Here is a 25899-nt window from a genome sequence, read left to right as displayed (position 1 = left end):
CCCCGTCGGGCAGATGCGGAAGCTGTTCTTCCACTCGCACGACGGGGCTTAGCACCTGAATAGACAGGTAGAGCCGGGCAAGGCGTATTACATCATGCCGCCCATGCCACCCATTCCACCCATGCCGCCCATATCAGGCATGCCAGACTTGTCTTCTGGCAGATCAGCAATCATTGCTTCAGTAGTGATCATCATGCCAGCAATGGAAGCAGCAGCCTGCAGCGCAGCACGTGTCACTTTAGCCGGATCCAGGATACCCATTTCCAGCATATCGCCGTATTCATCAGTCGCAGCGTTGAAGCCGAATGAGCCTTCACCTTCGCGGATCTTGGATACGACAACAGAGCCTTCGCCACCAGCATTGGAAACGATCTGACGCAGAGGTGCTTCAAGCGCACGGAAGGTCAGTTCGATACCGATAGTCTGGTCGTGGTTGTCACCCTGAAGTGCGCCAACTTTATCCAGAGCACGGATCAGTGCAACACCACCGCCAGGGACAACACCCTCTTCCACGGCAGCGCGAGTCGCATGCAGCGCGTCTTCAACGCGCGCTTTCTTCTCTTTCATCTCAACTTCAGTACCGGCACCCACCTTGATGACGGCAACACCGCCAGCCAGCTTGGCAACACGCTCCTGCAGTTTCTCACGATCGTAATCGGAAGAGGTATCTTCGATCTGTACACGGATCTGCTGAACACGTGCTTCGATCTCTGCTGCTGCACCGGCACCATCAACAATCGTGGTGTTTTCCTTGGTGATGGTGACGCGCTTGGCGTTACCCAGATGATCCAGTGTAGCGGATTCCAGGGTCAGACCGATCTCTTCAGAGATCACCTGGCCACCAGTCAGGACAGCGATATCCTGCAGCATCGCCTTGCGACGATCGCCGAATCCAGGCGCCTTGACTGCGCAGACCTTGACGATGCCACGCATGGTGTTGACTACCAGAGTCGCCAGCGCTTCGCCTTCAACATCTTCAGCGATGATCAGCAGAGGACGTGAGGACTTGGCAACCTGCTCCAGAACCGGCAGCAGTTCACGGATGTTGTTGATCTTCTTGTCAACCAGCAGGATGAACGGGTCTTCCAGCTCGGCAGACATGTTGTCCTGGTTATTGATGAAATAAGGAGACAGGTAGCCGCGATCGAACTGCATACCTTCAACAACATCCAACTCGTTATCAAAGCCGGAGCCTTCATCAACAGTGATGACGCCTTCCTTACCAACTTTTTCCATTGCTTCAGCAATGATACGACCGATTTCAGCATCAGAGTTGGCAGAGATGGTACCTACCTGAGCGATCGCTTTGTAATCGGTGCAGGGAACAGACATTGCACGCAGCTGTTCAACGACAGCGGCAGCCGCCTTGTCGATACCGCGCTTCAGATCCATCGGGTTCATGCCGGCAGCAACAGACTTCAGACCTTCTCTGATGATCGCCTGAGCCAGTACAGTCGCAGTAGTGGTACCGTCACCGGCAACATCATTAGCCTTGGAAGCGACTTCCTTGACCATCTGTGCGCCCATGTTCTCGAACTTGTCTTTCAGCTCGATCTCTTTGGCAACCGATACACCATCTTTGGTGATGGTAGGAGAGCCGAAAGCCTTGTCCAGAACAACGTTGCGACCTTTAGGGCCCAGAGTCGCCTTCACCGCATCAGCCAGAACATTGACACCAGCCAGCATACGCTGACGAGCATCTGTACCGAAAAGCACTTCTTTAGCAGCCATTTTCTAAATCCTGTTATTCAATCGTTGAATTTTGTAATGATGGAGGTTGGTATTCTTCAGTTGATCAGCCTTCGAGGACTGCGAAGATTTCACTTTCCTGCATGATCATCAGCTCTTCACCATCCAGCTTAACGACGTTTGAGCCGGCGTACTGACCGAACAGAACCTTGTCACCCACTTTTACGGATGGAGCCTGGATTTCACCATTGTTGAGCACACGGCCCGGACCCACCGCAACAACTTCACCGCGATTTGGTTTTTCAGCTGCAGAACCCGGCAGAACAATACCACCCGCAGTTGTTTTTTCCTCTTCGTTGCGACGTACTACGACACGATCATGAAGTGGACGAATTGTCATCTTGTAGCTCTCCTGGTATCAAGGATCTAAAGCGATGTTTGAATATTTATGAGTTAATAGTCAGAACCTGACGTTCATCCTATTCAAGGATGTCTGAATAGTGGGGGCAGGTTCTGCCATTTCAAGATCTGCAGTTAAAAAAATTGTAATTCAGCTGCAGCATCCTGCTGTCTGGATATATGGGGCAGCACAACAGGGGTTTCAAGCCGGTGGAAGAAAAGAAATCAATCCCGACGTGTCACTTCACCCTCAATGATATCGCCCTGCCTTGGTGCCTGTGACTGACGAGGAGGCATATCAAAAGGTGATTGAGCTTCTGAAAAGGTTGACGAGGAACGCTGCGCACTCGTCACTACCGTGAAGTGCCGACTGACTGTACCTACCAGCGCCTTGCGTGTAGCAGGAATAAGACAACAGAAACCCACCACATCCGTGACAAAACCGGGTGTCACCAGCAGTGCGCCGCCTACGGCCAGCACGATCCCTTCAGCCATCTCCTGGCCCGGTATCTCGCCCTGATCCATGCGCTGACGGGCACGTGTCAGGGTAGCCAGGCTCTGATAGCGCAACATGTTGACACCAATAAAAGCGGACAGCAGCACCAATCCGACGGTGTACCAGACACCAATCAACTGACCAACCTGAATCAGCAGGGTAATCTCAATAATGGGAACTATGACAAATAGCAGAAACAGGATACGCATCAGGCACTCTCCGGGATACAGACAACCATGGGATCATAGTTTATTTCGGGGCGCAACCGACAGGTTTCAAGCTCCGTATCTGATATGGGGATTCTGCTCCATCAGAACCTGCTCCTGGCGAACCTGAAAGTAAGGGATACACCCTTAATATTAGACTAATGTCTAAAGCCAACCTTCAGGCATGAGATGACAGATATATTACCTATAAGATTCAATATTTTAATACTAAACATTTGTTTCAGATCAACAAAAAAACCACTATTTCAGCACATTTCAATGACAGTTGCTTTGCAACGGACAAGTTTTTTTGTTGCGCTGCATCATATTGCAACGCACAATAACTGTGTGGATACCCAACAAGTAGCGTAAGCACCACTACGCAGCAGACGTATGTCAATGAAATAGGTAACTTGAATGGATATTAAAAACAAAGTAATCGTCATCACTGGCGGTGGGCGTGGCCTGGGGCGCGCAATGGCGCTGGAACTGGCCGCCAAGGGCGCTCAGCTGGCGCTGGCAGATATGAACAGAGAAGATCTTGATACCACTATCGGCCTGTGCATGGAGCTGGGTGTCATCGCTCGAGGCTATGTTGCCAACGTCGCGGTGGAAGCCGAAGTTGAGCAGCTTTTCAAGGATGTAGTCAGTGATTTTGGTGCACTGCACGGTCTGGTGAACAATGCTGGTATCACACGTGACGGACTGTTCATCAAGGCCAAAGATGGCAAGGTTGTAGGCAAGATGAGCCTGGAGCAGTGGAATCAGGTTATTGATGTCAATCAGACCGGGTCTTTCCTGTGTGCCCGTGAAGCGGCATGCCAGATGATTGAGCTGGGCAACGAAGGCTGCATCATCAACATCTCCTCCGTTTCACGCTCCGGCAACATGGGCCAGACCAACTACACAGCCACCAAGGCAGCGGTTGAAGCCATGGCTGTCACCTGGGCCAAAGAGTTGGCACGCTATGGCATTCGTGCAGCGTCCATCGCTCCGGGCTACATCGGCACGGAAATGGTCATGAGCATGAAACCTGAAGCGCTTGAGAAGATCGCCTCCGGCATTCCTGCCAAGCGTCTGGGCAAGCCTGAAGAGATCGCCAGAACTGTCAGCTTCATTCTCGAAAACGACTATATCAACGGTCGTTGCATTGAAGTCGATGGCGCGCTGCGCATCTAGACAACACCCGGTGTCGGTCATCCAGACAGATGACCGACACCGGTTCATGATCAGTCGCGGAAGTTATTGAACTGCAGCGGCAACTCAACATCCGACTCCCGCAGCAAGGCAATCGCCTCCTGCAGGTCATCACGTTTTTTCCCGGTGACACGAATCTTTTCACCCATCATCTGAGTCTGAACCTTGAGCTTGGCATCCTTGATGAGCTTGATGATTTTCTTGCACTGCACCTGGTCCAGCCCCTGACGCAGCAACACCTGTTGCCTTGCCTTTACACCACTGAGATCCGCATCCTTGACCTCCATGCAGCGGATATCGATCTTGCGCGCTGTCAGCCTGCCACGCAGCACATCCAGCATCTGATGCAGCTGAAAATCAACCTCGGCCGTCATATTGACCGTTTCCTTATCCAGCTCAAACTCAGCCTTGACGCCCTTGAAGTCAAAACGGCTCTGCAGCTCCCGGTTGGCCTGATCCACCGCGTTGGTCACCTCATGGGAATCCAGTTCGGATACCACATCAAATGAAGGCATAGTCTATCTCCTGAAGTTTCTGTTTTGTCATGGCATCAGTCCCGTTATCATGCACAGATTGAATCTATCACGGGAGTTCTGATGCACTGGTATATTCTGGGTGCCGGCGCCATCGGCTGCCTTTGCGCAGAGTTGCTGTGCAACAGCGGTGCGAAAGTGACATTTATACTGCGCAATCAGTCTCAACTGCAGACCTTCAATCAAGCTGGTCGGCAGATCAGACTGCGCGATGGCGACACCTGCTGCAGCATCAGTGTTGATGCCTCAGCAGCAGCCGATAATGCTGAGATCCGCCATCTGCTTGTGACAACCAAGGCCTATGATACCCTACCCGCCCTGAGCTCCATACAACACCGATTAGCGCCAGATGCGCAGATTGTACTGTTACAGAACGGCTGTGGACAGCAGCAGGAGGTGGCAAGGCTGTATTTTCCACGTCAGATATGGGCAGGAATCACCACTCACGGCGCCTGGCGAGAGGCACCCTTCCAGGTTGTCAGAGCCGGAATAGGACAGATCACCCTGGGCCCGCTGGGCACCTCCCAGCTCACCCTGCCCGACGGATGGGAGAAGATCGATGCGGCGATCATTGCTGAACCGGATATCAAAAGTGCCCTGTGGCGGAAACTGGCGATCAACTGTGCCATCAACCCGTTAACCGCTATTCAAGGGTGTAGAAATGGTGATCTGCTTACGGACCCAAAGCTTTCATTGCTGATGAGGGGCATCTGTGATGAGATTGAGCAAATAGCCCACGCCAGAGGCCAGCAGCTGTTCACTACCCCGCTGTTCGATGCTGTCTGCGAGATAGCACTGCTGACAGCAGACAATTTTTCATCCATGCTGCAGGATCTGCGCCAGGAGCGCCAGACAGAGATAGAGCAGATAACCGGTTTCCTCTGTCGCGAGGCAGCAGAACTGGGCATGACTTTACCTCATAATCAACGGCTGCTGGATCAGATTCGCAGCCAGCAGAATCGGCACTACACCAAGGGAGAAGGAAGTGAATAAACAGGAAACCCCGGATACGGCCTACCCCTATGAAAAAAAGATCTCGCGCAAAGCTTATGAAGAGCAAAAACGGGACCTTCAGATAGAACTGCTGAAAGTGCAGAATTGGGTACGCGAAACCGGACAAAGAGTCGTGATCATCTTTGAAGGCCGTGATGCTGCCGGAAAGGGTGGCACCATCAAACGCTTCATGGAGCACCTTAACCCTAGACATGCCCGCGTCATTGCTCTCGAAAAACCCACGGATACCGAGCGTGGCCAATGGTATTTTCAGCGCTACATCAAGCAGTTGCCAACCAAGGGAGAGATGGTTCTGTTCGATCGCTCCTGGTATAACCGAGCAGGTGTTGAACGCGTAATGGGCTTCTGCTCTGCTTCGGAGTATCTTGAATTCATGCGTCAGGTGCCAGAGCTGGAGCGGATGCTGGTTCGCAGCGGCATCCGTCTGTTCAAGCTCTGGTTCGATGTCAGTCGTGACGAACAGTTCAGACGCTTTCAGGCCCGCCAGAGCGACCCGCTGAAACACTGGAAACTCTCACCGATTGATATGGCATCCCTGGATAAGTGGGATGCCTACTCGGAAGCCAGAGAATCGATGTTCAGGCATACCGATACCCCGGATGCCCCCTGGACAGCCATCTTATCTGATGACAAGAAACGCGCCCGACTCAATGCCATGCGTCTGGTTCTGAGCCAATTACCTTACCCTGATCGTAATACCGATATTGAGCTGGAGCCAGATCCCTTGATTACACTCCATGTCAGCACCCTGCAGTGACTGTGATACCCATATCACCCGGCAGACGATACATACCTGATACTTATGAGGAGTTCCAACATGTCTGATCGACTTGATCGCATCTATACCCGCAGCGGTGACAAGGGCACCACCGCTCTGGCAAATGGTAAACGCATGCCCAAGACACACCCCAGAATCAACGCTCTGGGTGAAGTGGATGAGCTGAACTGCCTGATCGGCCTGCTGGCGAGCAGTATTGCTCCTGAAGACCCGATCACCCCCTGGCTGATGAGAATACAGAATGATCTGTTTGATATCGGTGGAGAGCTGGCCGTTGCCGACCCCGCATACAGTGTCATGACACTCGATATTATCAGCGAAGTGGAGGTGTTTCTGGATCAGTTGAATCAGTCTCTGCCACCCCTTCAGGAGTTCATACTGCCGGGAGGCTCACAGGCTGCCGCTCAGGCGCATCTTGCCCGGGCCGTGTGCCGAAGGGCAGAGCGTAGCCTGGTTGATCTGATGTCCATCTCACAGGAAACCGTCAACCCGCTCTCCGTAGCTTATCTCAACCGCCTGTCTGACCTGCTGTTTGTAGTGGCCAGAACCCTGTCACGCCGACAGGGTGGGCAGGAGATTCTATGGAAGCCCAGAGCCGCAGCCGACTGATCAGCGCTTATCTTCGAAATGCCTACCCATATCGAGTGCGATACGGCATTGTACCAGGAACTGGTTGAAGACCCTGAAATCCCTGTCTTCAACCGCACCTGAACCTTCAAGCTTATCAGCATAAAGCAAACCGATAGGCTTCCCGGATACCACCAGCGGCGCCAGTATCATTCCCGCGGGTTTGACCAGCTTCTGAAAGCCGGCTGGCAAACGCTGCTGCCATCCAGCCTCTTTGCAATCCGTAACCAGCAGTGTCACTCCCCTGTCCAGTATACGGAAAAACAATTTACTCTCAGCATCCTTCCGATTGAGCTTGAAGTAGCCCAGAAGCGGTTCAAGATTTTCCCCCTCCAGCAATTTGGCGGCCAGTTGATCGCCGGAACCGCTGCGCAGACAGAAAGCCACACGATCCAGTGAGCTGCTGGTCTCTATACCCTCGACCGCTGTCGCCAGAATTTTCGTGGCAGCCGCCTTTTCGGTCATCAGATCATTGAGGCGTTCCAGATAGTAGAGTTGGCGCTCATTATACAACGCCAGCAACCTCTGCTGGTCAGCAGCGCCATTTTCCTCAGGCTCCTCACGCTCAGCTTTGCGCTCCTGTCGCGAATGAACATAGTAGGCAATCTTGCGTGTTGTCTCATCCAGCGCATCATTACCACTGACGCGCAAGGGTGGCATCAGGGTTCTGTGTGAAAGGCCATACTGCTCCAGATGATCACACACTTCACGTACAGAGTTATGCAACTGCTCCTCAAGCTTCTCCGGAGACTGACGCGTAACCTCAGACAAGGCGTCTATCTGGCTGGCATACTCTCGCCCATCAGAATGACCTCGCTGATAGATATGCTCAAACACCTGATGACACCCGGCAATGATCGCATGATTCACACGTCCATCAGCGCTGGACCCATCCGGCCTGCCCAGGGGATTGATAGTCGTGACAACACTTTTCGGAAAGCCCCAGCTTTGCGCAAGATCCTGCCCGATAGTGACAAAATCCCCGCCCATTATCTCTTGCTGGATCTCGGCCCAGGAGCGGGTTTCATGCTTGCGCTCTCTGAGCATGGAGCGATACAGCTCCGGCAGGGTAAAGGCCACCACTATCTCGCCCAACCCATACAGCAGGCCACAGATATAGGTTTCCTCTATATCCCGCACGCCGGCACTTGCAGCCAGATCCCGGGCAGCCGAGGCATTCAAGACTGCCGCCACCAGCAGATCCTCGACCCCCGTACCCGGCTCTTTCTCCTTGAAGCTTTCTATCAATTTAAGCGTCATGCACAGATTCTGGATGCGTTCGAAACCGATCAGCACCACCGCCCGGGAGATAGCGGTAATCTTGCCACTGCCACGGTTGTAAAAATTGGAGTTGGCCAGACGCAGCAATTTGGTGGTCAGATTGGCATCCTTCATGACCGCTATGGCCAGCGCCATCGCATCCGTCTCACGGGAACTGCTGATCTGCCGTATATGGTTTACGGTAGCACTGAAAACGGGCAGATCGCCGATACGATCCAATTGTGCATAGATTGCGTTCAAGGTTTCCTGATACTTCAAGACGGCTCACTCATACAGTGACATCCCTGTCTGATTCGGAGAACTATGACTTACTTATCGACTCACAACATCAATTTACAACCACGGCATCTGACTGACAGTATAGCTGTCGATTGCCTACAAAAGCGCTCAATTCAATCAGCCAATTGCCTCAGCGCCATATATTAGGCATTATCAGTCCATGTATCAGCTTTTTTACAGTCTGATCATGATGATAAAGTGCATATTATAAGAGGAAAGCTTGTGGAACTGGAGAACATCTGGATCATTGCAGCAGCGGCACTGGCTGTCGGCGCCCTGATAGGATATCTGATCGGCAGGTCAGGTGATGCTGAACAGCAGAAGCGTAAACTGGAAGAGGAGTTGACCGCCACTCGTCAGGAAATGGATAAGTACAAGAAGGATGTCACCAGCCATTTCGAACAGACTGCCAGCCTGGTCAATGAGCTGACCGACAACTACCGCAAGGTTCATCAGCATCTGGCCAGCAGCGCACAGACATTATGCCCCGGGCAGCCTGCAGGCAATGCACTCAAGGCGCCCTTGCAACCGCAGCAACTGGTTGAAAGCCTGAAGCAGACTGATAAAGCAACCGCTGAAGCGCCTCAGAAGGCTGCAGAAAAGCCCGGATCCCCTGTTGCACAGCCCGACGCCGCAGATGAAACAGAGCCTCATGTCGAACCGCCTCGCGACTACGCACCCAAAAAGCCAGAAGACGAGGGCACCCTCTCTGATCGCTACGGTTTGAAAAAGAGTGCCGACAAGGTGGAAAACCCTATTCCAGACCTTGCCTCATCTGACACTAACGAAAGTGAAGAGACTGACAAGCGCACAGTTCACTGATAGTTCAAACGGGATTATCAATATCCACAAAACGGTGTTCAAGGCCAAAATGACGTGCCAGATGGGCGCCAAGTGCCTGGACACCGTAGCGTTCCGTGGCATGATGGCCAGCACCGATATAGTGAATACCCGCCTCGCGCGCAAAATGCACCACCGGTTCTGATATCTCACCACTGATATAGGTATCAGCCCCAGCAGCCAGCGCCTGCTCGATATAGCGCTCTGCAGACCCCGTACACCAGGCCACTCGCTGCACAGGATGCGCACCACCGCTGATCACCTGAGGCTTTCTGCTGAGTGCCTCAGTCACACGATGGGTAAACTGCTCAAGCGCTATCGACTGAGTCAGAGAACCGATATTGCCTATCGCCAACGGATTATCCGGCTCAAGTGTACCATCCACCTCAATACCAAGCCGCTTGGCCAGACGCGCATTATTGCCAAGCTCTGGATGAGCATCCAGGGGCAGGTGATAAGCCACAAGATTGATATCCTGCTGCAGAAGTGTTTTCAGACGCTTGCGCTTGATTCCGCAAACAGCCTCGGACTCACCCTTCCAGAAATAGCCGTGATGCACCAGAAGCAGATCAGCCTTCCACTTGACGGCTTCATCCAGCAGCGCCTGACAGGCTGTCACTCCAGTCATGATACGCCCGACTTCCGGCCTGCCTTCAACCTGCAGACCATTCGGACAGTAGTCACGAAAGCGCCCTGCCTGAAGCAGCGTGTCACAGTATCTGACCAGTTCGGTCGTTGTAATCGTCATATTCTGCATAAAGCCGATTCCCAATTCTGATAGCATGTCCGTATAATATAATCATTTACACATATGATAGAGATCAATGCGCAAACTCACCTTTCTAGGCTGGCCCATTATAACCGGAATACTGGCTGCACTGCTGATACTACAGCTGAAGCCAGAGATACTGGCCCCCCAGATCACCACTGTTGAAATTCGTGAGACCCAGTCGCGCGAGACCCTGAACACACTGGCCATGTCGGGGGGGTTATCGTTTGCTGACGCCGTCGCCAGTGCTGCACCGGCCGTGGTCAACATCAATACCCGAACCATTGTTCGCCAGCAAGCCAACCCTCTGTTCAATGATCCACTGTTCCGGCAGTTTTTCAACCATGACCGGCTACCCTCAAGCGAGCGTATCGAATCCAGTCTCGGCTCCGGCGTCATTCTCAGCCCCCAGGGTTATGTGGTCACCAACAATCACGTCATCAGTGGTGCCGACAGTATCGTGGTATCACTTCAGGATGGGCGTGAAGCTTTGGCCAGCGTCATAGGTACAGACCCGGAAACAGACCTTGCAGTACTCAGAATCAATCTGACCGACCTTCCCAGCATCACGCTCAACACCTCGGATGAGCAGCGTGTCGGTGATCTCGTACTGGCCATAGGCAACCCTTTCGGTGTTGGCCAGACGGTTACGATGGGCATCATCAGCGCACTGGGACGTAACAGTATCGGGCTCAGCACCTATGAGAACTTCATTCAGACAGATGCGGCTATCAATCCCGGTAATTCGGGCGGCGCACTGATCGATACCGAAGGCAATCTGCTGGGCATCAACACGGCAATTTTTTCGCAGTCGGGTGGATCACACGGTATCGGCTTCGCCATCCCCTCCTCCATCGCCAGACAGGTGATGCAGGATCTGATCGAACATGGACGAGTGATTCGTGGCTGGCTGGGAATCGAAATACAGGAGATGACTCCCCATCTGGCAGAGTCGTTCGGACTTGGCGCACGGCGCGGCATATTGATAGCCGGTATTTTCAGGGACAGCCCGGCACATCTGGCCGGTCTGCAGCCTGGCGACATTCTGCTGGAGATTGACAGCCATCCGGTTGAAGACAGCAGAACATCAATGAATCGCATTGCGCGCTTCAAACCCGGTCAGCAGACCTCTCTGGCCGTGCTGCGCAACGGCCGAGAGATGTCTGTCATTGCCACCATCGGTGAGCGACCACCCACCCGCTGAGCTATCATACAGTACTGTATGCCTGTATGAACTCAGCCGGAGGCCGGGATTTGAAGAACAAGCCCCAGGACACTATTTATCCACAATCACTTATCCACAATCACTTATCCAGAATCACTTATCCAGAATCCGGTATTCAGCAGAGCGGGCATGCGCAGTGAGACTTTCCCCCCGCGCCAACACAGATGCAACCTTACCCATCTCGGATGCGCCCTGAGCTGAAAACATGATCAGCGAAGAGCGCTTCTGGAAATCATAAACCCCAAGGGGCGATGAGAAACGTGCCGTACCGGATGTCGGTAACACATGGTTGGGTCCTGCACAGTAATCACCCAGAGACTCAGCCGTATAACGCCCCATGAAGATTGCACCAGCATGACGGATCTGCGGCAAAAGGGATTGCGGATCAGCCACAGACAGCTCCAGATGCTCCGGGGCTATACGATTGCTCAGGGCTGCCGCTTCGTCCAGATCAGCCACCTCGATCAGCATGCCACGCTCACGCAATGACACTTCGATAATCTCGCGACGCTCCATGGTAGGCAGCAGCTTAGCGATACTGGCTTCAACACGATCGATAAAGCCACTGTCCGGCGAGATCAGAATCGATTGTGCGTCTTCATCATGTTCAGCCTGAGAAAAGAGATCCATCGCAATCCAGTCGGGGTCTGTCTGACCATCGCAGATCACCAGAATTTCCGACGGACCGGCAATCATATCGATACCGACCGCACCGAAAACCGCGCGCTTGGCCGTCGCAACAAAGATATTCCCGGGGCCGACGATTTTGTCAACGCGGGGTACCGTTTCGGTACCATAGGCAAGTGCTGCAACCGCCTGCGCGCCCCCCAGGGTAAACACACGATCAACACCGGCCAGAGCAGCAGCAGCCAGCACCAGTTCATTCACCTTGCCATCAGGCGTAGGGACAACCATGATGATCTCGGCAACGCCCGCCACTTTTGCGGGAATGGCATTCATCAGTACCGAGGAGGGATACGCGGCCTTGCCACCGGGCACATAGATCCCGACACGATCCATAGGCGTGACCTTCTGCCCCAGCAGGGTGCCATCAGCTTCGGTATACTGCCAGGACTCCCCCAGCTGGCGCTGATGATAATCACGGATACGCGCCGCTGCCTGTTCCAGCGCAGCACGCTGATCCGCTGGAAGATCGTTAAGAGACTGCTGCAGACGGTCTGCACCTATCTCCAGTTCAGCCATACTGGATGCCTGCATGCGATCGAAGCGATTCGTGTACTCAACCAGAGCCGAATCACCATCACGCTTGACCCTCTCCAGTACCTCTTCCACGATCTGATTGACCTTCTTATCCGACACGCTCTCCCAGGCCAGAAGCTCGTTCAGCCGGGTGTCGAAGTCGCTCTGTCGGCTATTCAGACGGGTTATGCTGCTCTGACTCATCTCAACCACCTCGCTTGGCCACAACGGCTGCTGTCAGTTTCTCCAGTATCGGCTGGATCAGGTCATATTTCATTTTCATCGCCGGCTGCCCCACCACCAGACGCGAACTGATATCGGCAATATGCTCCATCGGTTCCAGCCCGTTGGCACGCAGAGTATTGCCGGTATCCACAATATCCACGATGCGATCCGCCAGCCCCATGATCGGAGCCAGCTCCATGGCACCATAAAGCTTGATGATATCCACCTGAGCACCCAGGCGGGCGTAATAATCACGCGTCACCTTGACGAATTTGGTCGCCACACGCATGCGCCCATCAACAGGTCTGGCACCTGCCATCCCCGCTACCATCAATTTGCAACAGGCTATTTCGAGATCCAGCGGCTCATACAAGCCACTGCCGCCATGCTCCAGCAGCACATCCTTACCGGATACACCCATATCTGCTCCACCATATTCGACATAGGTGGGAACATCAGTGGCACGAATGACCAGCAGCTTGATATGGGCATGATTGGTATCAAAAATCAGCTTGCGACTGCTGAAGATATCTTCAGCCGGTACGATATCAGCCGCTGCCAGCAGTGGCAGCGTCTCTTCCAGTATACGGCCCTTGGACAGAGCAATAGTCAGCTGTTGTTTCATTCGGATCTCGTCTCTGATGTCAGCCAGGTACTCGTCGGATGCGCGCACCCAACTGCTGAAGCTTCTCTTCAATACACTCATAACCACGGTCTATGTGGTAAATACGATCAATCAGGGTTTCGCCTTCTGCCACCAGCGCGGCAATCACCAGGCTGGCCGACGCACGCAGATCGGTTGCCATCACCGGCGCACCCTGAAGCTTGCGAACACCCTCGATGACGGCAGTATTGCCATCAATCGTGATGTTCGCACCCATACGACGCATCTCGTTCATATGCATGAAACGGTTTTCGAAGATGGTTTCCTTGATGATACCGACACCCATCGCCACCGCATTCAAGGCTGCAAACTGAGCCTGCATGTCTGTTGGAAATGCAGGGTAAGGTGCGGTTGTGATATTCACGGCCTTAGGGCGGCGACCCTGCATATCGAGCTCTATCCAGTCCTCACCTGTCGTGATGACGGCCCCTGCTTCACGCAGTTTCTGCAGCACTGAGTCGAGGATGTCAGGGCGGGTATTCTTGGTCTTGACACGCCCACCTGATGCCGCTGCAGCCACCAGAAAGGTTCCGGTTTCGATACGATCCGGCAGTACGGAGAAGCGACAGCCTTTGAGTGACGTCACGCCGTTTACCACGATGGTGTCAGTACCGGCACCACGGATATCCGCACCCATCGCATTCAGGAAATTGGCCAGGTCGACGACCTCTGGTTCACGCGCAGCATTTTCAAGGATAGACTGCCCCTCTGCCAGCGTTGCCGCCATCAGAATATTCTCGGTACCTGTCACGGTCACTGTATCAAAGAAGATCGTAGCCCCTTTCAGACGACCATCAACCTTGGCACGGATATAACCGTTTTCAACCAGAATATCAGCACCCATCGCTTCGAGGCCGCGAATATGCAGATCCACTGGCCGCGAACCTATGGCGCAGCCACCCGGCAGGGATACTTCGGCCTGACCGAAGTGAGCCAGCATCGGCCCCAGCACCAGAATGGAGGCACGCATGGTTTTCACCAGGTCGTAGGGTGCAACCAGATCATGAATCTTCGTGGCATCTATCTCGACGCTGAGTTTGGCATCCACCATCAGCTCAACCCCCATGCGACGCAGCAGCTCCAGCATGGTGGTGATATCGTGCAGATGTGGCAGATTGCAGATGGTCACTGGCTCATCTGCCAGCAGTGATGCTGCCAGAATCGGCAGTGCCGAGTTCTTGGCACCGGAGATGCGCACCTCTCCATTGAGGGTCACACCACCTTCGATCAATAACTTATCCATTGGAATTCCTGACAGACAGGGGTTTCAGTTCAGTGCTTGCCACTGTTCAGGCGTGTAGGTTTTAATCGTGATGGCATGAATAGCACCACTGGCAATCTGATCCTGGAGGCAGGCATAAACGCGCTGCTGCTTCTTCACGGGAGAAAGACCGGCAAACATCTCACCTATGACCGTGATCTGAAAATCACACCCCTCGCCTGCCGTAATGACCTGACAGCCTTCCAGCTGACTTTCGATAATCTGCTTAACCTCTTGGGCTTGCATGGGAGAACTCCAAATACTCTGTGACTCAATATTACTGTGGCACGCATAATAACGAAAAAGGGCTGAAAAGGCGATTATGCCTGTTCAGCCCCGGATCGGGAATCAATGCAGATAGTCATCCAGCCCCACCAGATCCGCAATCGACCTCATATCACTGGGCAGGTTGCGAATCGTGACCTCTCCGCCACTACTCTTTGCCTGCCTCTGACAGCAGAGCCACAAGGAGAGCGCAGAGCTGTCAACACGCTGCACACCCGCCATATCCAGAATCAGCGTCCCCTGACCTTGACTGGCTATCGTCTGCAGCAATTCATCACGCAGGGTGACCACAGTCGAAAACAGCAGATCACCACTGAGCTTCAAGACTCGATCGTCACCGACCTCAACCTTCGGCATCACCATTGAGCACCTCTTCAACCGCACCCGCAATCCGCTCTTCCCAGCTGTCAATCACGGCACCAATGCTGCGGCTGCGCTGATACATATCGGCAAACTGATTACGGAAGGTAATACGCAGGTTGATACCATCAACCATTACATTGACCAGCTTCCAACCACTTTCCTGCTTCAGCATGTAATAAAGCAGCTCGAAGCTCTGCCCATCACCTGAAGTAACGGTGACATTGACCACCTGCATGCCTGGCTCGGGACTCGGCGCTCTGGGTGGTGAAATCGAGTAGCTGCGCACCTCAAAACCCACCATGGCCAGGGAGTAGGTCCGCATCAGCGTCGACTTGATCGTATCGGCAAAGCGTTGAATCTCTTCATCGGTCGCCGTTCTGACATAACGCCCCATGACACGACGCGCAAAGTGCTCGAAGTCGATTACCTCTTCCACGATATTTTCCACTTCACCCAGCAACTGATCACGATTTGCTTCCTGCAAAAGCGTTTCATCCTTCATCATTGCCAGCATTCTTTCGGTGGCCTGTTCAATCACAGCACTGGCCTCCTTCCAATCCTCCTGAACTGCCATCACCTGAAAAGGAAGAAACGCCAAAAGCAGCACCAGCAACTTGTGGGATAAATATTTAGTCATACCGCTACTCGCTTACTTGATTGAACAGGAACCGTCCGATCAGATCCTCCAGGACCAGAGCAGACTGGGTGTCATAAATAAAACTGCCATCCCGGAGGGATTCATCATCACCACCCGGTACGATCCCGATATACTGCTGCCCCAGCAAACCCGAGGTCAGTATCTGGGCTGAGCTGTCAACGCTCAGAAAATTGAACTCAGGCCTGATCTCCATCTCCACCTCAGCCATCAGAAGGTCTGGGTCCAGACGAATCGAAGTCACTTCGCCGATATGGACACCCGACATCGATACCCGGGCGCGTGTTGACAGGCCGCCGATATTTTCAAAGTGTGCATAGACCTTGTAGCCCTGCCCCTTGCTGGTCAGATTCAGACCACTTACATTCAGTGCCAGCACGATCAGAGCCAGAAAGCCAAGAAGCATGAAAAGCCCGACACCTATCTCCATTGTACGCATGCGCATTGTCACAGATCTCCAAACATCAATGCAGTAAGAATAAAGTCCGCTCCCAGTACAGCAAGGGAGGAGTAAACCACTGTACGGGTTGTTGCCTGACTGATGCCCTCGGATGTCGGAATACAGTCATACCCCTGATAGACAGCCACCCAGGTCACGATAAAACCGAATACCACCGCCTTGACCACGCCATTGAGAACATCGTCTGTAAAATCGACTGCCTGCTGCATGTTTGACCAGTAGGCACCGCTGTAGATCCCCAGCCAGTCTACAGCCACCAGCGACGATCCCCAGATTCCGACCACGGCAAATATCATCGACAGAAGCGGCAGGCATATGAAACCGGCCCAGAAGCGAGGCGCTATGATCCGGCGCAGGGGGTCAACACCGATCATCTCCAGGCTCGCCAACTGCTCGGTCGCCTTCATCAGGCCTATCTCAGCCGTCAGCGCTGAACCGGCACGACCGGCAAACAGCAGCGCCGTCACGACCGGTGCCAACTCACGCAGCAGACTCAGGGCAACCATCTGCCCGACCGCCTGCTCCGATCCATAATCAACCATGATCGTATAACCCTGAAGCCCCAGTACCATGCCGATAAACAAGCCGGACACGACGATGATCACCAGAGACAACACGCCAACAAAGTAGATCTGCTTGATCAGCAATGGAAGCATCACCAGCGGCTGAGGCCGAGCCACCAGAGCATGCATCAATATCAGACCGGAGCGCCCGAAAGCGGCCACTTTCGACAGGGTTTTGTGTCCCAGCCGCTGTATTCGATCAATCATTTAATCTCCCCACCCAACAGATCCTGCATGAAGTCAGGTGCGGGATAATGGAAAGGTACAGGCCCATCCGGCAATCCCTGCACAAACTGACGAACCTGCGCTGAATCAACATCACGCAGCATGGCTGGTGTGCCATGCGCGGCCACCCTGCCGTCGGCCAGAATATAGATGTAGTCGGCAATCGACAGAGTTTCCTGAATATCGTGCGACACGATGATACTACTGTGGCCCAATGCCTGATTGAGCCGCTTGATCAGATTCACCAGCACCCCCATCGCTATCGGGTCCTGTCCGGCAAAGGGCTCGTCATACATCACTATGTCCGGGTCAAGCGCAATGGCGCGAGCCAGGGCAACCCGACGAGCCATGCCACCAGACAACTCCGCGGGCATCAGGTGGATCGCACCACGCAGACCGACAGCCTGCAGCTTCATCAATACGATATCCCGAATCATTGCATCGGGTAGATCACTGTGCACTCTCAAGGGAAAGGCAACATTGTCGAATACACTCATATCTGTGAACAGAGCGCCGCTCTGAAACAGCATACCCATGCGCTCGCGAGCCTTGAACAGTTCATTACGACCCATGCGCGAGATATTGCTGCCCTCAAGCAGCACCTGACCCCGATCCGGTGCAAGCTGGCCACCGATCAGCTTCAGGAGGGTTGTTTTACCACTGCCGGATGGCCCCATGATGGCGGTGACTTTGCCACGGGGTATCGCGATATCCACACCATCAAAAATAATACGCTCACCACGTGAAAAGGTGAGTTCCCGGATATCGATAATTATGTCTTTGAGCATGTCTGGAGCCGCAGCCTGTGAGGTTTCCGCTTCCATTCTGGCAATACCCTATCAATCACTGTCAACAAAGCCGCCCAATATATCATTAGGCGGCTCAAGTTAAAATGCAGCACGGTTTACACACTACCAGTCAGCACAATCACCGGCGCCAAAGCATGACAGATGAATCTGAACCTGAACTGAAGATGGCAAAACCGGGATTGCATCATTTGTTGACTGTCATTATCAGCTGAAGGTTCAACTCACAGATGATCAGCACCCGAATTGGAGTGAATTCATCAAATCCGATACGATCTGAGACTTAGCTGGGGTAAACTTGTCGGTCACTAAAGAAATGCTCCAGTGGAGCAGCCGATTCAAGCCAAGTGAGAGGCGAGCCGATACTGCATGACAGAATTCAACTTTCTCGAAACCGGTAAGCGTACAATAGAGATTGAACGGGAAGCGGTTGATCTCCTGTTGAACCACCTGAATGAGACTTTTATCCATGCCTGCGAGCTACTGATGCAGTGCAAGGGCCGCATCATTGTGACCGGTATGGGTAAATCAGGTCATATCGGCAACAAGATCGCCGCCACACTGGCCAGTACAGGAAGCCCGGCGTTCTTTGTTCATCCGGGAGAAGCCAGCCATGGTGATCTTGGCATGTTCACCGGGCAGGATGTCGTGCTTGCGATTTCAAACTCCGGCGAAACCTCCGAAGTCGTGACCATACTGCCACTGATCAAGCGCATGGGCGCCCCCCTGATAAGTATCACTTCCAACCCGGACTCAACCCTGGCAAGAACTGCTGATATCAATCTGCATGTCCCTATCGAGCGCGAAGCCTGCCCACTCAACCTGGCACCGACCTCCAGCACAACCGCTCAGTTGGTACTGGGTGATGCTCTGGCAATTGCACTGCTTGAAGCCCGTGGCTTCAGTGCCGAGGATTTTGCCATCTCTCACCCAGGTGGTAGTCTCGGACGGCGCCTGCTGCTGAGGGTCGAAGACATCATGCACAGTGGTGACGATATCCCACGCGTAACCCTGTCCACGCCGATCCGCGAAGCACTGATGGAGATCACCCGCAAACGCCTCGGCATGACCGCTGTCACAGATGACAAAGGAGTGCTCCAGGGCATCTTTACAGATGGTGACCTCAGGCGCACACTGGATCAGGAGATAGATCTCAAGCACACCGCCATCGTTGATGTCATGACAGTAGGCTGCACCACCGTAAAGGCCCACGCCCTGGCCGCCGAGGCACTCAAAGTGATGCAGGAGCGCAAGATCAACGCATTACTGGTCACGGATGAGCAGGGTGTCCCGATAGGCGCACTCAATATGCATGACATGCTGAAAGCGGGAGTAATCTGATGACTCATGACCTCTCTTCAGCCTTGATCAACCGGCTTAAATCGGTTCATCTGGTCGCTTTTGATGTCGACGGCATTCTCACCAACGGTCAGCTTAATTTTCTGGCCAACGGGCAGGAGATCAAGTCCTTCCATACTCTGGATGGCCTGGGTATAAAACTACTGCATCAAGCAGGGCTGGAAACCGCGATCATCACTGGCCGCACCTCACCTCAGGTAGAGCTGCGAGCCAGAGCACTCGGCATCACCTATCTGATGCAGGGGCGTGAAGATAAGCTGACCGCACTGAAGGAGATCTGGACCAGCACCGGGCACTCTGCCGCCACGACGGCCTACATAGGCGACGATCTGCCAGATCTGTCTGCCATCCTTACTGTGGCTTTTGGCGCCACGGTCCCCGATGGGCATGCACTGGTGCGTCAGGAAGCAGACTGGTGCACCAGCCGCCGCGGTGGAGAGGGTGCCGCCCGAGAGTTCTGCGAAATCATCCTGGCGGCACAGGGCAAACTCAATGCTCTGTTCGAGGAGTACCGCTAAGTGTTCTCCTCGATTCGCCTTCGTGTTCTGCTGGCTCTGCTGATCATGATACCCTTGCTCCTGTTCTGGGGCTTTTTCGGCATACCGACAGATAGCTCGCCAGACAGGGCGCCCTTGCCGGATGAGGTAGACTTCTTCATCCGCGATGCCCGTATACAGATGTACGGTTCTGATGGCCAGTTACAGCAGGAGATCACCAGCCCTCTGGCTCGTCACCTGCCCGGTTTAGAGCAGACACAGCTGACAAGCCCGGTCCTGCTCCAGCCTCGGGCAGATGGTTCACTGCTCGAAATCACAGCAAATGAGGCATGGATGCTGGATGACGAAACCAAGATTGAGCTTGCAGGGGATGTACAGGTTATTGATAATCCTGTACAAGGCACACCCATGATCATGACAACCAGCGTTCTGGCTCTGTTTCCGCCACTGGACTTCGCTTCGACAGAGGCGGCTGTCACCTTTACAGATGGCCAAAGCCGTACCGATGCCGTTGGTATGCAGGCATGGTTCAGAGAACGGCGTGTTGAGCTGCTATCAGAGGTAAGAGGTATTTATGTCAAGCATTAAACAAGTGGTACTACTGTGTCTGTGCAGCTGCTTTCTCTTGGCTCCGGCTGCACACGCCCTGCCAAGCGACAAGAATGAGCCCATCTACATCAGTGCAGATCAGGCCAGCATGAATGAGCAGACAGGTGTCACCATCTACACAGGTCGGGTCGAGATACGCCAGGGCAGCATGCTGCTACTGGGAGATCGTGTAGAGCTGCGGCGTTCGGCCGACGGTGAGATAGAACGCATCATCTCAACCGGCAACCCCGCCGAATTTCATCAGCAGCACCGCGAAGGCCAGCCTCTGACCAAGGCCTATGGCCAGAACATGAATTACCATGTTACCCAGCAGCAGGTCACCATCACCAATCAGGCGCGGGTTGTGCAGGGGAACGACAACTTCACCGGTGAACGAATCGTGTACAACATGGATCAGGCAATTGTGGATGCTTTCGGCAGCGAAAGTGGTGGCCAGCGTGTCGAAATGGTCATTCAACCCAGAAACAGCGGAAACTGATTATGGCACTGCTTGAAGCCCTGCACCTGGCCAAGAGCTACAAAGGCCGACAGGTTGTGCGTGATGTTTCCCTCAAGATCAATCAGGGCGAAATCGTGGGCCTGCTGGGCCCTAACGGCGCAGGCAAAACCACCTGTTTTTACATGATTGTCGGCCTGGTACCAGCAGATGAGGGCAATATCCGAATCAATCAGGATGACATCACACGCATGCCGATGCATGATCGTGCTCAGCGGGGGGTCGGCTACCTGCCTCAGGAACCCTCAGTTTTCAGAAAGCTCAGTGTGCGCGACAATCTGATGGCGATACTCGAAACACGCAAGGATCTGAGCAAGGATATGCGTGAGGAGCAGCTTGAAGCACTACTGCAGGAGTTTCATATCACACAGATCCGTAACAGCCCCGGCATGTCCCTGTCGGGCGGTGAAAGACGACGCGTGGAAATCGCCCGAGCACTGGCAACCGAACCCGCCTTCATATTACTGGATGAGCCATTTGCCGGCGTAGATCCCATCTCGGTCAATGATATCAAGCAGACAATTCGTCATCTGCAGAGTCGCGGCATCGGGATACTGATTACCGACCATAATGTCCGGGAGACACTCGATATCTGTGAGCGCGCCTATATTGTCAGTGAAGGAGCTATCCTCGCCGAGGGTGATCCTGAGACAATCATGGCGAATCAGCAAGTCAGATCAGCCTATCTGGGTGAACAGTTCAGATTATGATGACCCTTATCCACCGTTTAACCCCAAGTGATAATACTGGCATATGAAACAGGCGTTACATCTCAAGATTGGCCAGCATCTCACGATGACACCTCAATTGCAGCAGGCGATCAGACTGTTGCAACTGTCGACGCTTGATCTGCAGCAGGAGATACAGCAGGCGCTGGAAAATAATCCACTTCTGGAGGTCAGCGAAGAGGAGCATGAGCCAGAGGTCGTATCGATTGAGGAGGCCTACGAAGCCTCTTATGAAGATGCGCATGAAGACAGCTATGACAGCAAAAGTTTCGAAGATAAGGACGAGTTTCAGCTATCCGGTAATGCCGACAAGGCCAGCACGAGCGATAATGAACGCCAACCCGAGAATGAAGACAACTTCGACGGACCGGATACCGACAGTGAGTGGAGTGAACAGATACCCTCTGAGCTGGCTACAGACAGCAGCTGGGACGACACCTTCCAGCAGCAGAGCGGTTCCTCCTCTTCCGACGACTGGCCGGATAATGAAAATGATACCCGCGAAGATACGCTGCAGGACCATCTGCACTGGCAACTCAATCTGACACCCATGAGCGATACCGATCGCATGGTCGCAGAGGCGATCATTGATGGTATCGATACGGATGGCTACCTGAAAGTATCGACCGAAGAGCTGCTGGAGCAGTTCAAGGAGCAGGAGCCAGAGTATTTCAGTGATGCCGAACTGGATGAGATAGAAGCGGTTCTGCACCGCGTACAGCAGTTCGACCCACCAGGCGTGGCGGCTCGGGATCTCAGCGAGTGCCTGATCATCCAGCTCAAACAGTTTGGCACGGCTTTACCCTGGTGCAAAGAAGCCATAAAGCTGGCCTCTGACCATCTGCAGCTGCTGGCCAGCCACGACTATCGCAGCCTGATGCGCAAACTGCGCGTCAAGGAAGAAGATCTGCAGTCGATCATTTCACTGATTCAGTCACTGAACCCGCGCCCGGGCTCCAGTATCATCTCCAGCCAGTCTGAATATGTGATCCCTGATGTGATTGTCAGCAAGCACCGTGACGAGTGGATTGTGACTCTGAATCCCGACACCTCACCAAAGCTTCGCATCAACACTCAATATGCTGATTTGATCCGCAGGGCTGACAACAGCGCCGATAACAACTATCTTAAAAGTCATCTACAGGAAGCACGCTGGTTCCTGAAAAGCCTTCTCAGCCGAAATGATACTCTGCTTAAGGTGGCCAGCGAGATTGTAGAACGACAGCGGGAGTTTCTGGATTTCGGCGAGGAGGCAATGAAGCCCATGGTGCTACACGATATTGCGGAAGCTGTTTCCATGCATGAATCCACCATTTCCAGGGTCACCACACAAAAATTCATCCATACGCCACGCGGCATCTTTGAGCTCAAGTATTTCTTTTCCAGTCAGGTCACGACTGCAGACGGTGAAGGGGCATCCTCCACCGCCATTCGTGCCCTGATCAAAAAACTGGTTGCAGGTGAAAACAGTGCAAAACCTCTGAGCGATAACAAGATTGCTCAGCTACTGAAAGAGCAGGGCATTAACGTGGCAAGGCGCACTATCGCAAAATATCGCGAAGCGCTGAACATACCACCTTCTAATGAGCGCAAGCGTTTGCTTTAATAACAAACAGGCACAGAACAACCCTTATCGTGCCTGATAACAAGGAGAAGCCTTATGCAGATAAATATCACTGGCCATCATGTGGAACTGACTGATTCACTGACCGCATACGTGCATACGAAATTTGAAAAGCTGGAGCGCCACTTCGATAACATTACCAATGTACAGGTTATCCTTACGGTTGAAAAAACGCGCCAGAAAGCGGAGGCTGATGTTCACCTTGCCGGAGGTGAGTTGTTTGCAACAGACGAACAGGATGACATGTACGCGGCAATTGATGGGCTGGTTGATAAACTTGATCGGCAGATTATCAAGCACAAGGAAAAAATGAAGTCTTTCAAATAATCCATTAACCAACGACCGATATTAACCTATGCATATCTCCGAGCTGCTGACCGAATCCAGAACACTATGCCACATGGATGCGGCCAGCAAGAAACGAGTCCTCGAACTGGCCAGCGACACCCTTGCTGACCAGGTCGAAGGGCTTGAAACTGAAGACATCTTCAGTGGACTGCTTAATCGCGAAAGACTCGGTAGCACCGGGATAGGTGATGGTGTGGCAATTCCACACTGCCGCCTTCCCGGTTGTGAGCAGGCTCTGGCGCTTCTGATAACACTCGAGCAGCCTATAGACTTTGATGCCATCGACAACCGCCCGGTTGATCTGCTGTGCTGCCTGCTGGTACCGGAAAATGAAGCCGCTCAGCATCTTCAGACCCTGGCCAGCATTGCCGAACTTTTCAGCAACAGTGACGTACGCGAAACGCTGCGTAACTGTACCGACAGCCATTCGCTTTATAAGGCTCTTGTGGCTATCTCGGGTAACGGGAGTTAGCGGATGAAACTGGTCGTCCTCAGCGGCCGTTCCGGCTCGGGTAAAAGTACCGCCCTGCAGGCACTGGAAGATATCGATTTTTACTGTATCGACAATCTTCCCGCCCTGCTCCTGCCCGAACTCATCCACCAGATGCTGCAGGCACCTGATCGTCCAGAGCGTCTGGCTGTCAGTATTGATGCCCGTAACCTGGTCAGCAACCTGCGTCAGGTGCCGGATATTCTGCGCGACATCAGTCAGATTGCGGATCTCAGCAGCGAAGTCATCTATCTTGATGCTGCTGAAGCCACCTTGCTCAAACGCTTCAATGCCACACGACGCAAGCACCCCCTGACCAGCAGTGGTGCAGGCCTGAAGGAGGCGATCGAAAGGGAGCGACTGCTGCTTGAGCCGATTGCCAGCCTGGCTGACATCCGGATAGATACCTCCAGACTGACACTCTATGAACTGCGCGACACTATCAAGCTGCGCGTTGCCCAGAGACCCGAGCAGTCACTTTCTCTTCAGTTTCAATCCTTTGGCTTCAAGCATGGTTTGCCGCTGGATGTAGATTTCACCTTTGATGTTCGCGCTCTCCCGAACCCCTACTGGATACCCGAGCTGCGCCAGTATTCTGGCCGAGACCCCGAGATCAAGACATTCCTTGAGCAGTCTGAAGAGGTACGGGAGATGCTGAATGATCTGCGCGGCTTCCTGGAAAAATGGATCCCGCGCTTCTCGCGTGACAACCGCAGCTACCTCACCATCGGCATAGGCTGCACCGGTGGCCAACACCGTTCCGTGTATATAGCCGAGTCTCTTGCTGGTCATTTCAGTCAGCATATGGATAATGTGCAGGTACGCCACCGCGAACTGACCTGATCACCGACAAGCCAGAGAACCCTACAGCAACATGATCAAAACCTCCCTGACCATCATTAACAAGCTGGGCCTGCACGCGCGAGCTGCCGCCAAGCTGACGGCTACTGCCAGCCAATATGCCTGTGACATAAAAGTCGAGAAAGCTGGACGAGTTGCAGACTGCAAGAGCATCATGGCGGTGATGATGCTGGCGGCCAGTCAGGGTACAGAGCTGATTTTTCACCTTGATGGAGAGGATGAACAACTGGCGATCGAAGCGTTGGAAACATTGATCAACAACCGCTTCGACGAAGCTGAATAATTCTGGAAAAATGACTGATGATTAAACGCAAGGCAGGACACGAACAGCTCGAACATGACGATATCGAAGAGATCAGTAAATCGGAGATCAAGCGTCAGATGCATGCGCTTCAGGAGCTGGGCAAGCAGTTGTCTGAACTGCGCCCTGACCAACTGGCGAAAGTACCGATGAGCGAACATATGCGCCGTGCGGTTGAAGAGAGCAGGCGTATCAGCTCTCATATCGCGCTGAAACGGCATATGCAGTATCTGGGTAAGCTGCTGCGCACCGAAGACAGCGAAGCGATTCAGGCCGCTGTGGACCTGTTTGATGCCTCCACTCAGGCTCATAACCAGCGGTTTCATGCTCTGGAAAACTGGCGTGAACGCCTTATTACAGGTGATAATAATACTGTGCAGTCGTTTATCGAGACCTATCCCGAGTGTGATATCCAACATCTCAGGCAGTTGATCCGAAATGCCCAGCGTGAAAGAGAGCAGCAGAAGCCACCAGCACATGCGCGCAAGCTATTTCGTTACCTGCGCGAGATGGACGAACTGGAAGATGATACTCTGGAAAGCTGAG

General features: G+C 53.4%; 32 protein-coding genes. 17 read left to right on the top strand and 15 right to left on the bottom strand.

Features of this window, described 5'->3' with window-relative positions:
* Positions 1-87: 87 nt before the first annotated feature.
* The 3 genes from groL to F7R27_RS04300 form a co-directional block, all read right to left on the bottom strand.
* Positions 88-1731: a chaperonin GroEL gene (gene groL / locus F7R27_RS04310; RefSeq protein ID WP_151702987.1), complete on the bottom strand. Its 1644-nt coding sequence runs from the start codon at positions 1729-1731 to the stop codon at positions 88-90.
* A 64-nt stretch (positions 1732-1795) separates the two neighbouring features.
* The gene (locus F7R27_RS04305) at positions 1796-2089 is read right to left on the bottom strand and encodes a co-chaperone GroES (protein ID WP_151702986.1); all 294 of its coding nucleotides are present in this window, start codon (positions 2087-2089) and stop codon (positions 1796-1798) included.
* A 224-nt stretch (positions 2090-2313) separates the two neighbouring features.
* Positions 2314-2793, bottom strand: coding sequence for an FxsA family protein (locus F7R27_RS04300; RefSeq protein ID WP_151702985.1), 480 nt, complete (start codon positions 2791-2793; stop codon positions 2314-2316).
* A gap of 414 nt (positions 2794-3207) precedes the next feature.
* Here F7R27_RS04300 and F7R27_RS04295 point away from each other — a divergent pair, with 414 nt between their 5' ends.
* A complete protein-coding gene (locus tag F7R27_RS04295; RefSeq protein ID WP_151702984.1) occupies positions 3208-3969 on the top strand; it encodes an SDR family oxidoreductase in 762 nt (253 codons plus the stop codon).
* 50 nt (positions 3970-4019) lie between these two features.
* Here F7R27_RS04295 and F7R27_RS04290 read toward each other — a convergent pair whose 3' ends face one another.
* Positions 4020-4502, bottom strand: coding sequence for a YajQ family cyclic di-GMP-binding protein (locus tag F7R27_RS04290; protein WP_151702983.1), 483 nt, complete (start codon positions 4500-4502; stop codon positions 4020-4022).
* A gap of 81 nt (positions 4503-4583) precedes the next feature.
* Here F7R27_RS04290 and F7R27_RS04285 point away from each other — a divergent pair, with 81 nt between their 5' ends.
* Genes F7R27_RS04285 through F7R27_RS04275 form a run of 3 tightly spaced genes read left to right on the top strand, consistent with a single transcriptional unit; the run spans position 4584 to position 6921 of the window.
* Positions 4584-5513 (top strand): ketopantoate reductase family protein, encoded by a 930-nt coding sequence (locus F7R27_RS04285; protein ID WP_151702982.1) that lies wholly within the window; start codon positions 4584-4586, stop codon positions 5511-5513.
* Positions 5506-6291, top strand: coding sequence for a polyphosphate kinase 2 (gene ppk2, locus F7R27_RS04280; RefSeq protein ID WP_240776225.1), 786 nt, complete (start codon positions 5506-5508; stop codon positions 6289-6291). Before F7R27_RS04285 ends, ppk2 begins: the two co-directional genes overlap by 8 nt.
* Positions 6292-6351: 60 nt before the next feature.
* Positions 6352-6921 (top strand): cob(I)yrinic acid a,c-diamide adenosyltransferase, encoded by a 570-nt coding sequence (locus tag F7R27_RS04275; RefSeq protein ID WP_151702980.1) that lies wholly within the window; start codon positions 6352-6354, stop codon positions 6919-6921.
* Here the strand turns inward: F7R27_RS04275 and F7R27_RS04270 are convergent, their stop codons facing one another.
* Positions 6922-8460: an HDOD domain-containing protein gene (locus F7R27_RS04270; protein ID WP_168927422.1), complete on the bottom strand. Its 1539-nt coding sequence runs from the start codon at positions 8458-8460 to the stop codon at positions 6922-6924.
* A 261-nt stretch (positions 8461-8721) separates the two neighbouring features.
* Between F7R27_RS04270 and F7R27_RS04265 the strand changes: the two genes are divergently transcribed.
* Entirely contained in the window at positions 8722-9321 is a 600-nt protein-coding gene (locus F7R27_RS04265; RefSeq protein ID WP_168927421.1) for a Z-ring associated ZapG family protein, read from the top strand.
* A gap of 4 nt (positions 9322-9325) precedes the next feature.
* Here the strand turns inward: F7R27_RS04265 and F7R27_RS04260 are convergent, their stop codons facing one another.
* Positions 9326-10087, bottom strand: coding sequence for a Nif3-like dinuclear metal center hexameric protein (locus F7R27_RS04260; RefSeq protein WP_151703249.1), 762 nt, complete (start codon positions 10085-10087; stop codon positions 9326-9328).
* A gap of 76 nt (positions 10088-10163) precedes the next feature.
* On the opposite strand from F7R27_RS04260, the gene F7R27_RS04255 reads away from it, so the two are divergent.
* Positions 10164-11312, top strand: a complete 1149-nt coding sequence (locus tag F7R27_RS04255) for a S1C family serine protease (RefSeq protein ID WP_151702977.1) — start codon at positions 10164-10166, stop codon at positions 11310-11312.
* 114 nt (positions 11313-11426) lie between these two features.
* Here the strand turns inward: F7R27_RS04255 and hisD are convergent, their stop codons facing one another.
* The 9 genes from hisD to F7R27_RS04210 all read right to left on the bottom strand — a co-directional run bounded on the left by hisD (position 11427) and on the right by F7R27_RS04210 (position 18022).
* Entirely contained in the window at positions 11427-12737 is a 1311-nt protein-coding gene (gene hisD, locus F7R27_RS04250) for a histidinol dehydrogenase (protein ID WP_151702976.1), read from the bottom strand.
* Position 12738: 1 nt separating this feature from the next.
* Positions 12739-13383 carry an ATP phosphoribosyltransferase gene (gene hisG / locus F7R27_RS04245; protein ID WP_151702975.1) on the bottom strand — a complete coding sequence of 215 codons (645 nt, stop codon included), beginning with the start codon at positions 13381-13383 and terminating at the stop codon, positions 12739-12741.
* A 19-nt stretch (positions 13384-13402) separates the two neighbouring features.
* Positions 13403-14665, bottom strand: a complete 1263-nt coding sequence (gene murA / locus F7R27_RS04240; RefSeq protein WP_151702974.1) for a UDP-N-acetylglucosamine 1-carboxyvinyltransferase — start codon at positions 14663-14665, stop codon at positions 13403-13405.
* A 24-nt stretch (positions 14666-14689) separates the two neighbouring features.
* Positions 14690-14929, bottom strand: a complete 240-nt coding sequence (locus tag F7R27_RS04235; RefSeq protein ID WP_151702973.1) for a BolA family protein — start codon at positions 14927-14929, stop codon at positions 14690-14692.
* Between the two features lie 102 nt (positions 14930-15031).
* On the bottom strand, positions 15032-15325 hold the full coding sequence (locus F7R27_RS04230) for an STAS domain-containing protein (protein WP_168927420.1): 294 nt from the start codon (positions 15323-15325) through the stop codon (positions 15032-15034).
* Positions 15312-15968, bottom strand: coding sequence for an MlaC/ttg2D family ABC transporter substrate-binding protein (locus F7R27_RS04225; protein WP_151702971.1), 657 nt, complete (start codon positions 15966-15968; stop codon positions 15312-15314). Before F7R27_RS04225 ends, F7R27_RS04230 begins: the two co-directional genes overlap by 14 nt.
* A gap of 4 nt (positions 15969-15972) precedes the next feature.
* On the bottom strand, positions 15973-16431 hold the full coding sequence (gene mlaD, locus F7R27_RS04220) for an outer membrane lipid asymmetry maintenance protein MlaD (RefSeq protein ID WP_151702970.1): 459 nt from the start codon (positions 16429-16431) through the stop codon (positions 15973-15975).
* A 2-nt stretch (positions 16432-16433) separates the two neighbouring features.
* Entirely contained in the window at positions 16434-17216 is a 783-nt protein-coding gene (gene mlaE, locus F7R27_RS04215; protein WP_151702969.1) for a lipid asymmetry maintenance ABC transporter permease subunit MlaE, read from the bottom strand.
* A complete protein-coding gene (locus F7R27_RS04210; protein ID WP_151702968.1) occupies positions 17213-18022 on the bottom strand; it encodes an ATP-binding cassette domain-containing protein in 810 nt (269 codons plus the stop codon). The genes mlaE and F7R27_RS04210 overlap by 4 nt, the downstream gene beginning before the upstream one ends.
* Positions 18023-18409: 387 nt before the next feature.
* Between F7R27_RS04210 and F7R27_RS04205 the strand changes: the two genes are divergently transcribed.
* Genes F7R27_RS04205 through yjgA form a run of 11 tightly spaced genes read left to right on the top strand, consistent with a single transcriptional unit; the run spans position 18410 to position 25898 of the window.
* Positions 18410-19381 (top strand): KpsF/GutQ family sugar-phosphate isomerase, encoded by a 972-nt coding sequence (locus tag F7R27_RS04205; RefSeq protein WP_151702967.1) that lies wholly within the window; start codon positions 18410-18412, stop codon positions 19379-19381.
* On the top strand, positions 19381-19917 hold the full coding sequence (locus F7R27_RS04200) for a KdsC family phosphatase (RefSeq protein ID WP_151702966.1): 537 nt from the start codon (positions 19381-19383) through the stop codon (positions 19915-19917). The genes F7R27_RS04205 and F7R27_RS04200 overlap by 1 nt, the downstream gene beginning before the upstream one ends.
* Positions 19918-20484 (top strand): LPS export ABC transporter periplasmic protein LptC, encoded by a 567-nt coding sequence (lptC, locus tag F7R27_RS04195; protein WP_151702965.1) that lies wholly within the window; start codon positions 19918-19920, stop codon positions 20482-20484.
* Positions 20471-20983: a lipopolysaccharide transport periplasmic protein LptA gene (gene lptA, locus F7R27_RS04190; protein WP_151702964.1), complete on the top strand. Its 513-nt coding sequence runs from the start codon at positions 20471-20473 to the stop codon at positions 20981-20983. Before lptC ends, lptA begins: the two co-directional genes overlap by 14 nt.
* A gap of 2 nt (positions 20984-20985) precedes the next feature.
* Positions 20986-21711 (top strand): LPS export ABC transporter ATP-binding protein, encoded by a 726-nt coding sequence (gene lptB, locus F7R27_RS04185; protein WP_151702963.1) that lies wholly within the window; start codon positions 20986-20988, stop codon positions 21709-21711.
* A 43-nt stretch (positions 21712-21754) separates the two neighbouring features.
* Positions 21755-23335, top strand: a complete 1581-nt coding sequence (locus F7R27_RS04180; protein ID WP_151702962.1) for an RNA polymerase factor sigma-54 — start codon at positions 21755-21757, stop codon at positions 23333-23335.
* 54 nt (positions 23336-23389) lie between these two features.
* Positions 23390-23680 (top strand): ribosome hibernation promoting factor, encoded by a 291-nt coding sequence (hpf, locus tag F7R27_RS04175; RefSeq protein WP_151702961.1) that lies wholly within the window; start codon positions 23390-23392, stop codon positions 23678-23680.
* A gap of 28 nt (positions 23681-23708) precedes the next feature.
* Positions 23709-24173 (top strand): PTS sugar transporter subunit IIA, encoded by a 465-nt coding sequence (locus tag F7R27_RS04170; RefSeq protein ID WP_151702960.1) that lies wholly within the window; start codon positions 23709-23711, stop codon positions 24171-24173.
* 3 nt (positions 24174-24176) lie between these two features.
* Positions 24177-25034, top strand: coding sequence for an RNase adapter RapZ (gene rapZ, locus F7R27_RS04165; RefSeq protein ID WP_151702959.1), 858 nt, complete (start codon positions 24177-24179; stop codon positions 25032-25034).
* Positions 25035-25065: 31 nt separating this feature from the next.
* Positions 25066-25335 (top strand): HPr family phosphocarrier protein, encoded by a 270-nt coding sequence (locus tag F7R27_RS04160; RefSeq protein WP_151702958.1) that lies wholly within the window; start codon positions 25066-25068, stop codon positions 25333-25335.
* A gap of 17 nt (positions 25336-25352) precedes the next feature.
* On the top strand, positions 25353-25898 hold the full coding sequence (gene yjgA, locus F7R27_RS04155; protein WP_151702957.1) for a ribosome biogenesis factor YjgA: 546 nt from the start codon (positions 25353-25355) through the stop codon (positions 25896-25898).
* Position 25899: the final 1 nt, after the last annotated feature.

Source organism: Nitrincola alkalilacustris (assembly GCF_008973755.1).
Taxonomy (GTDB): domain Bacteria; phylum Pseudomonadota; class Gammaproteobacteria; order Pseudomonadales; family Balneatricaceae; genus Nitrincola; species Nitrincola alkalilacustris.
Note: the sequence above shows the minus strand (reverse complement) of the source record. Positions and strands in the feature narration are given on the sequence as shown.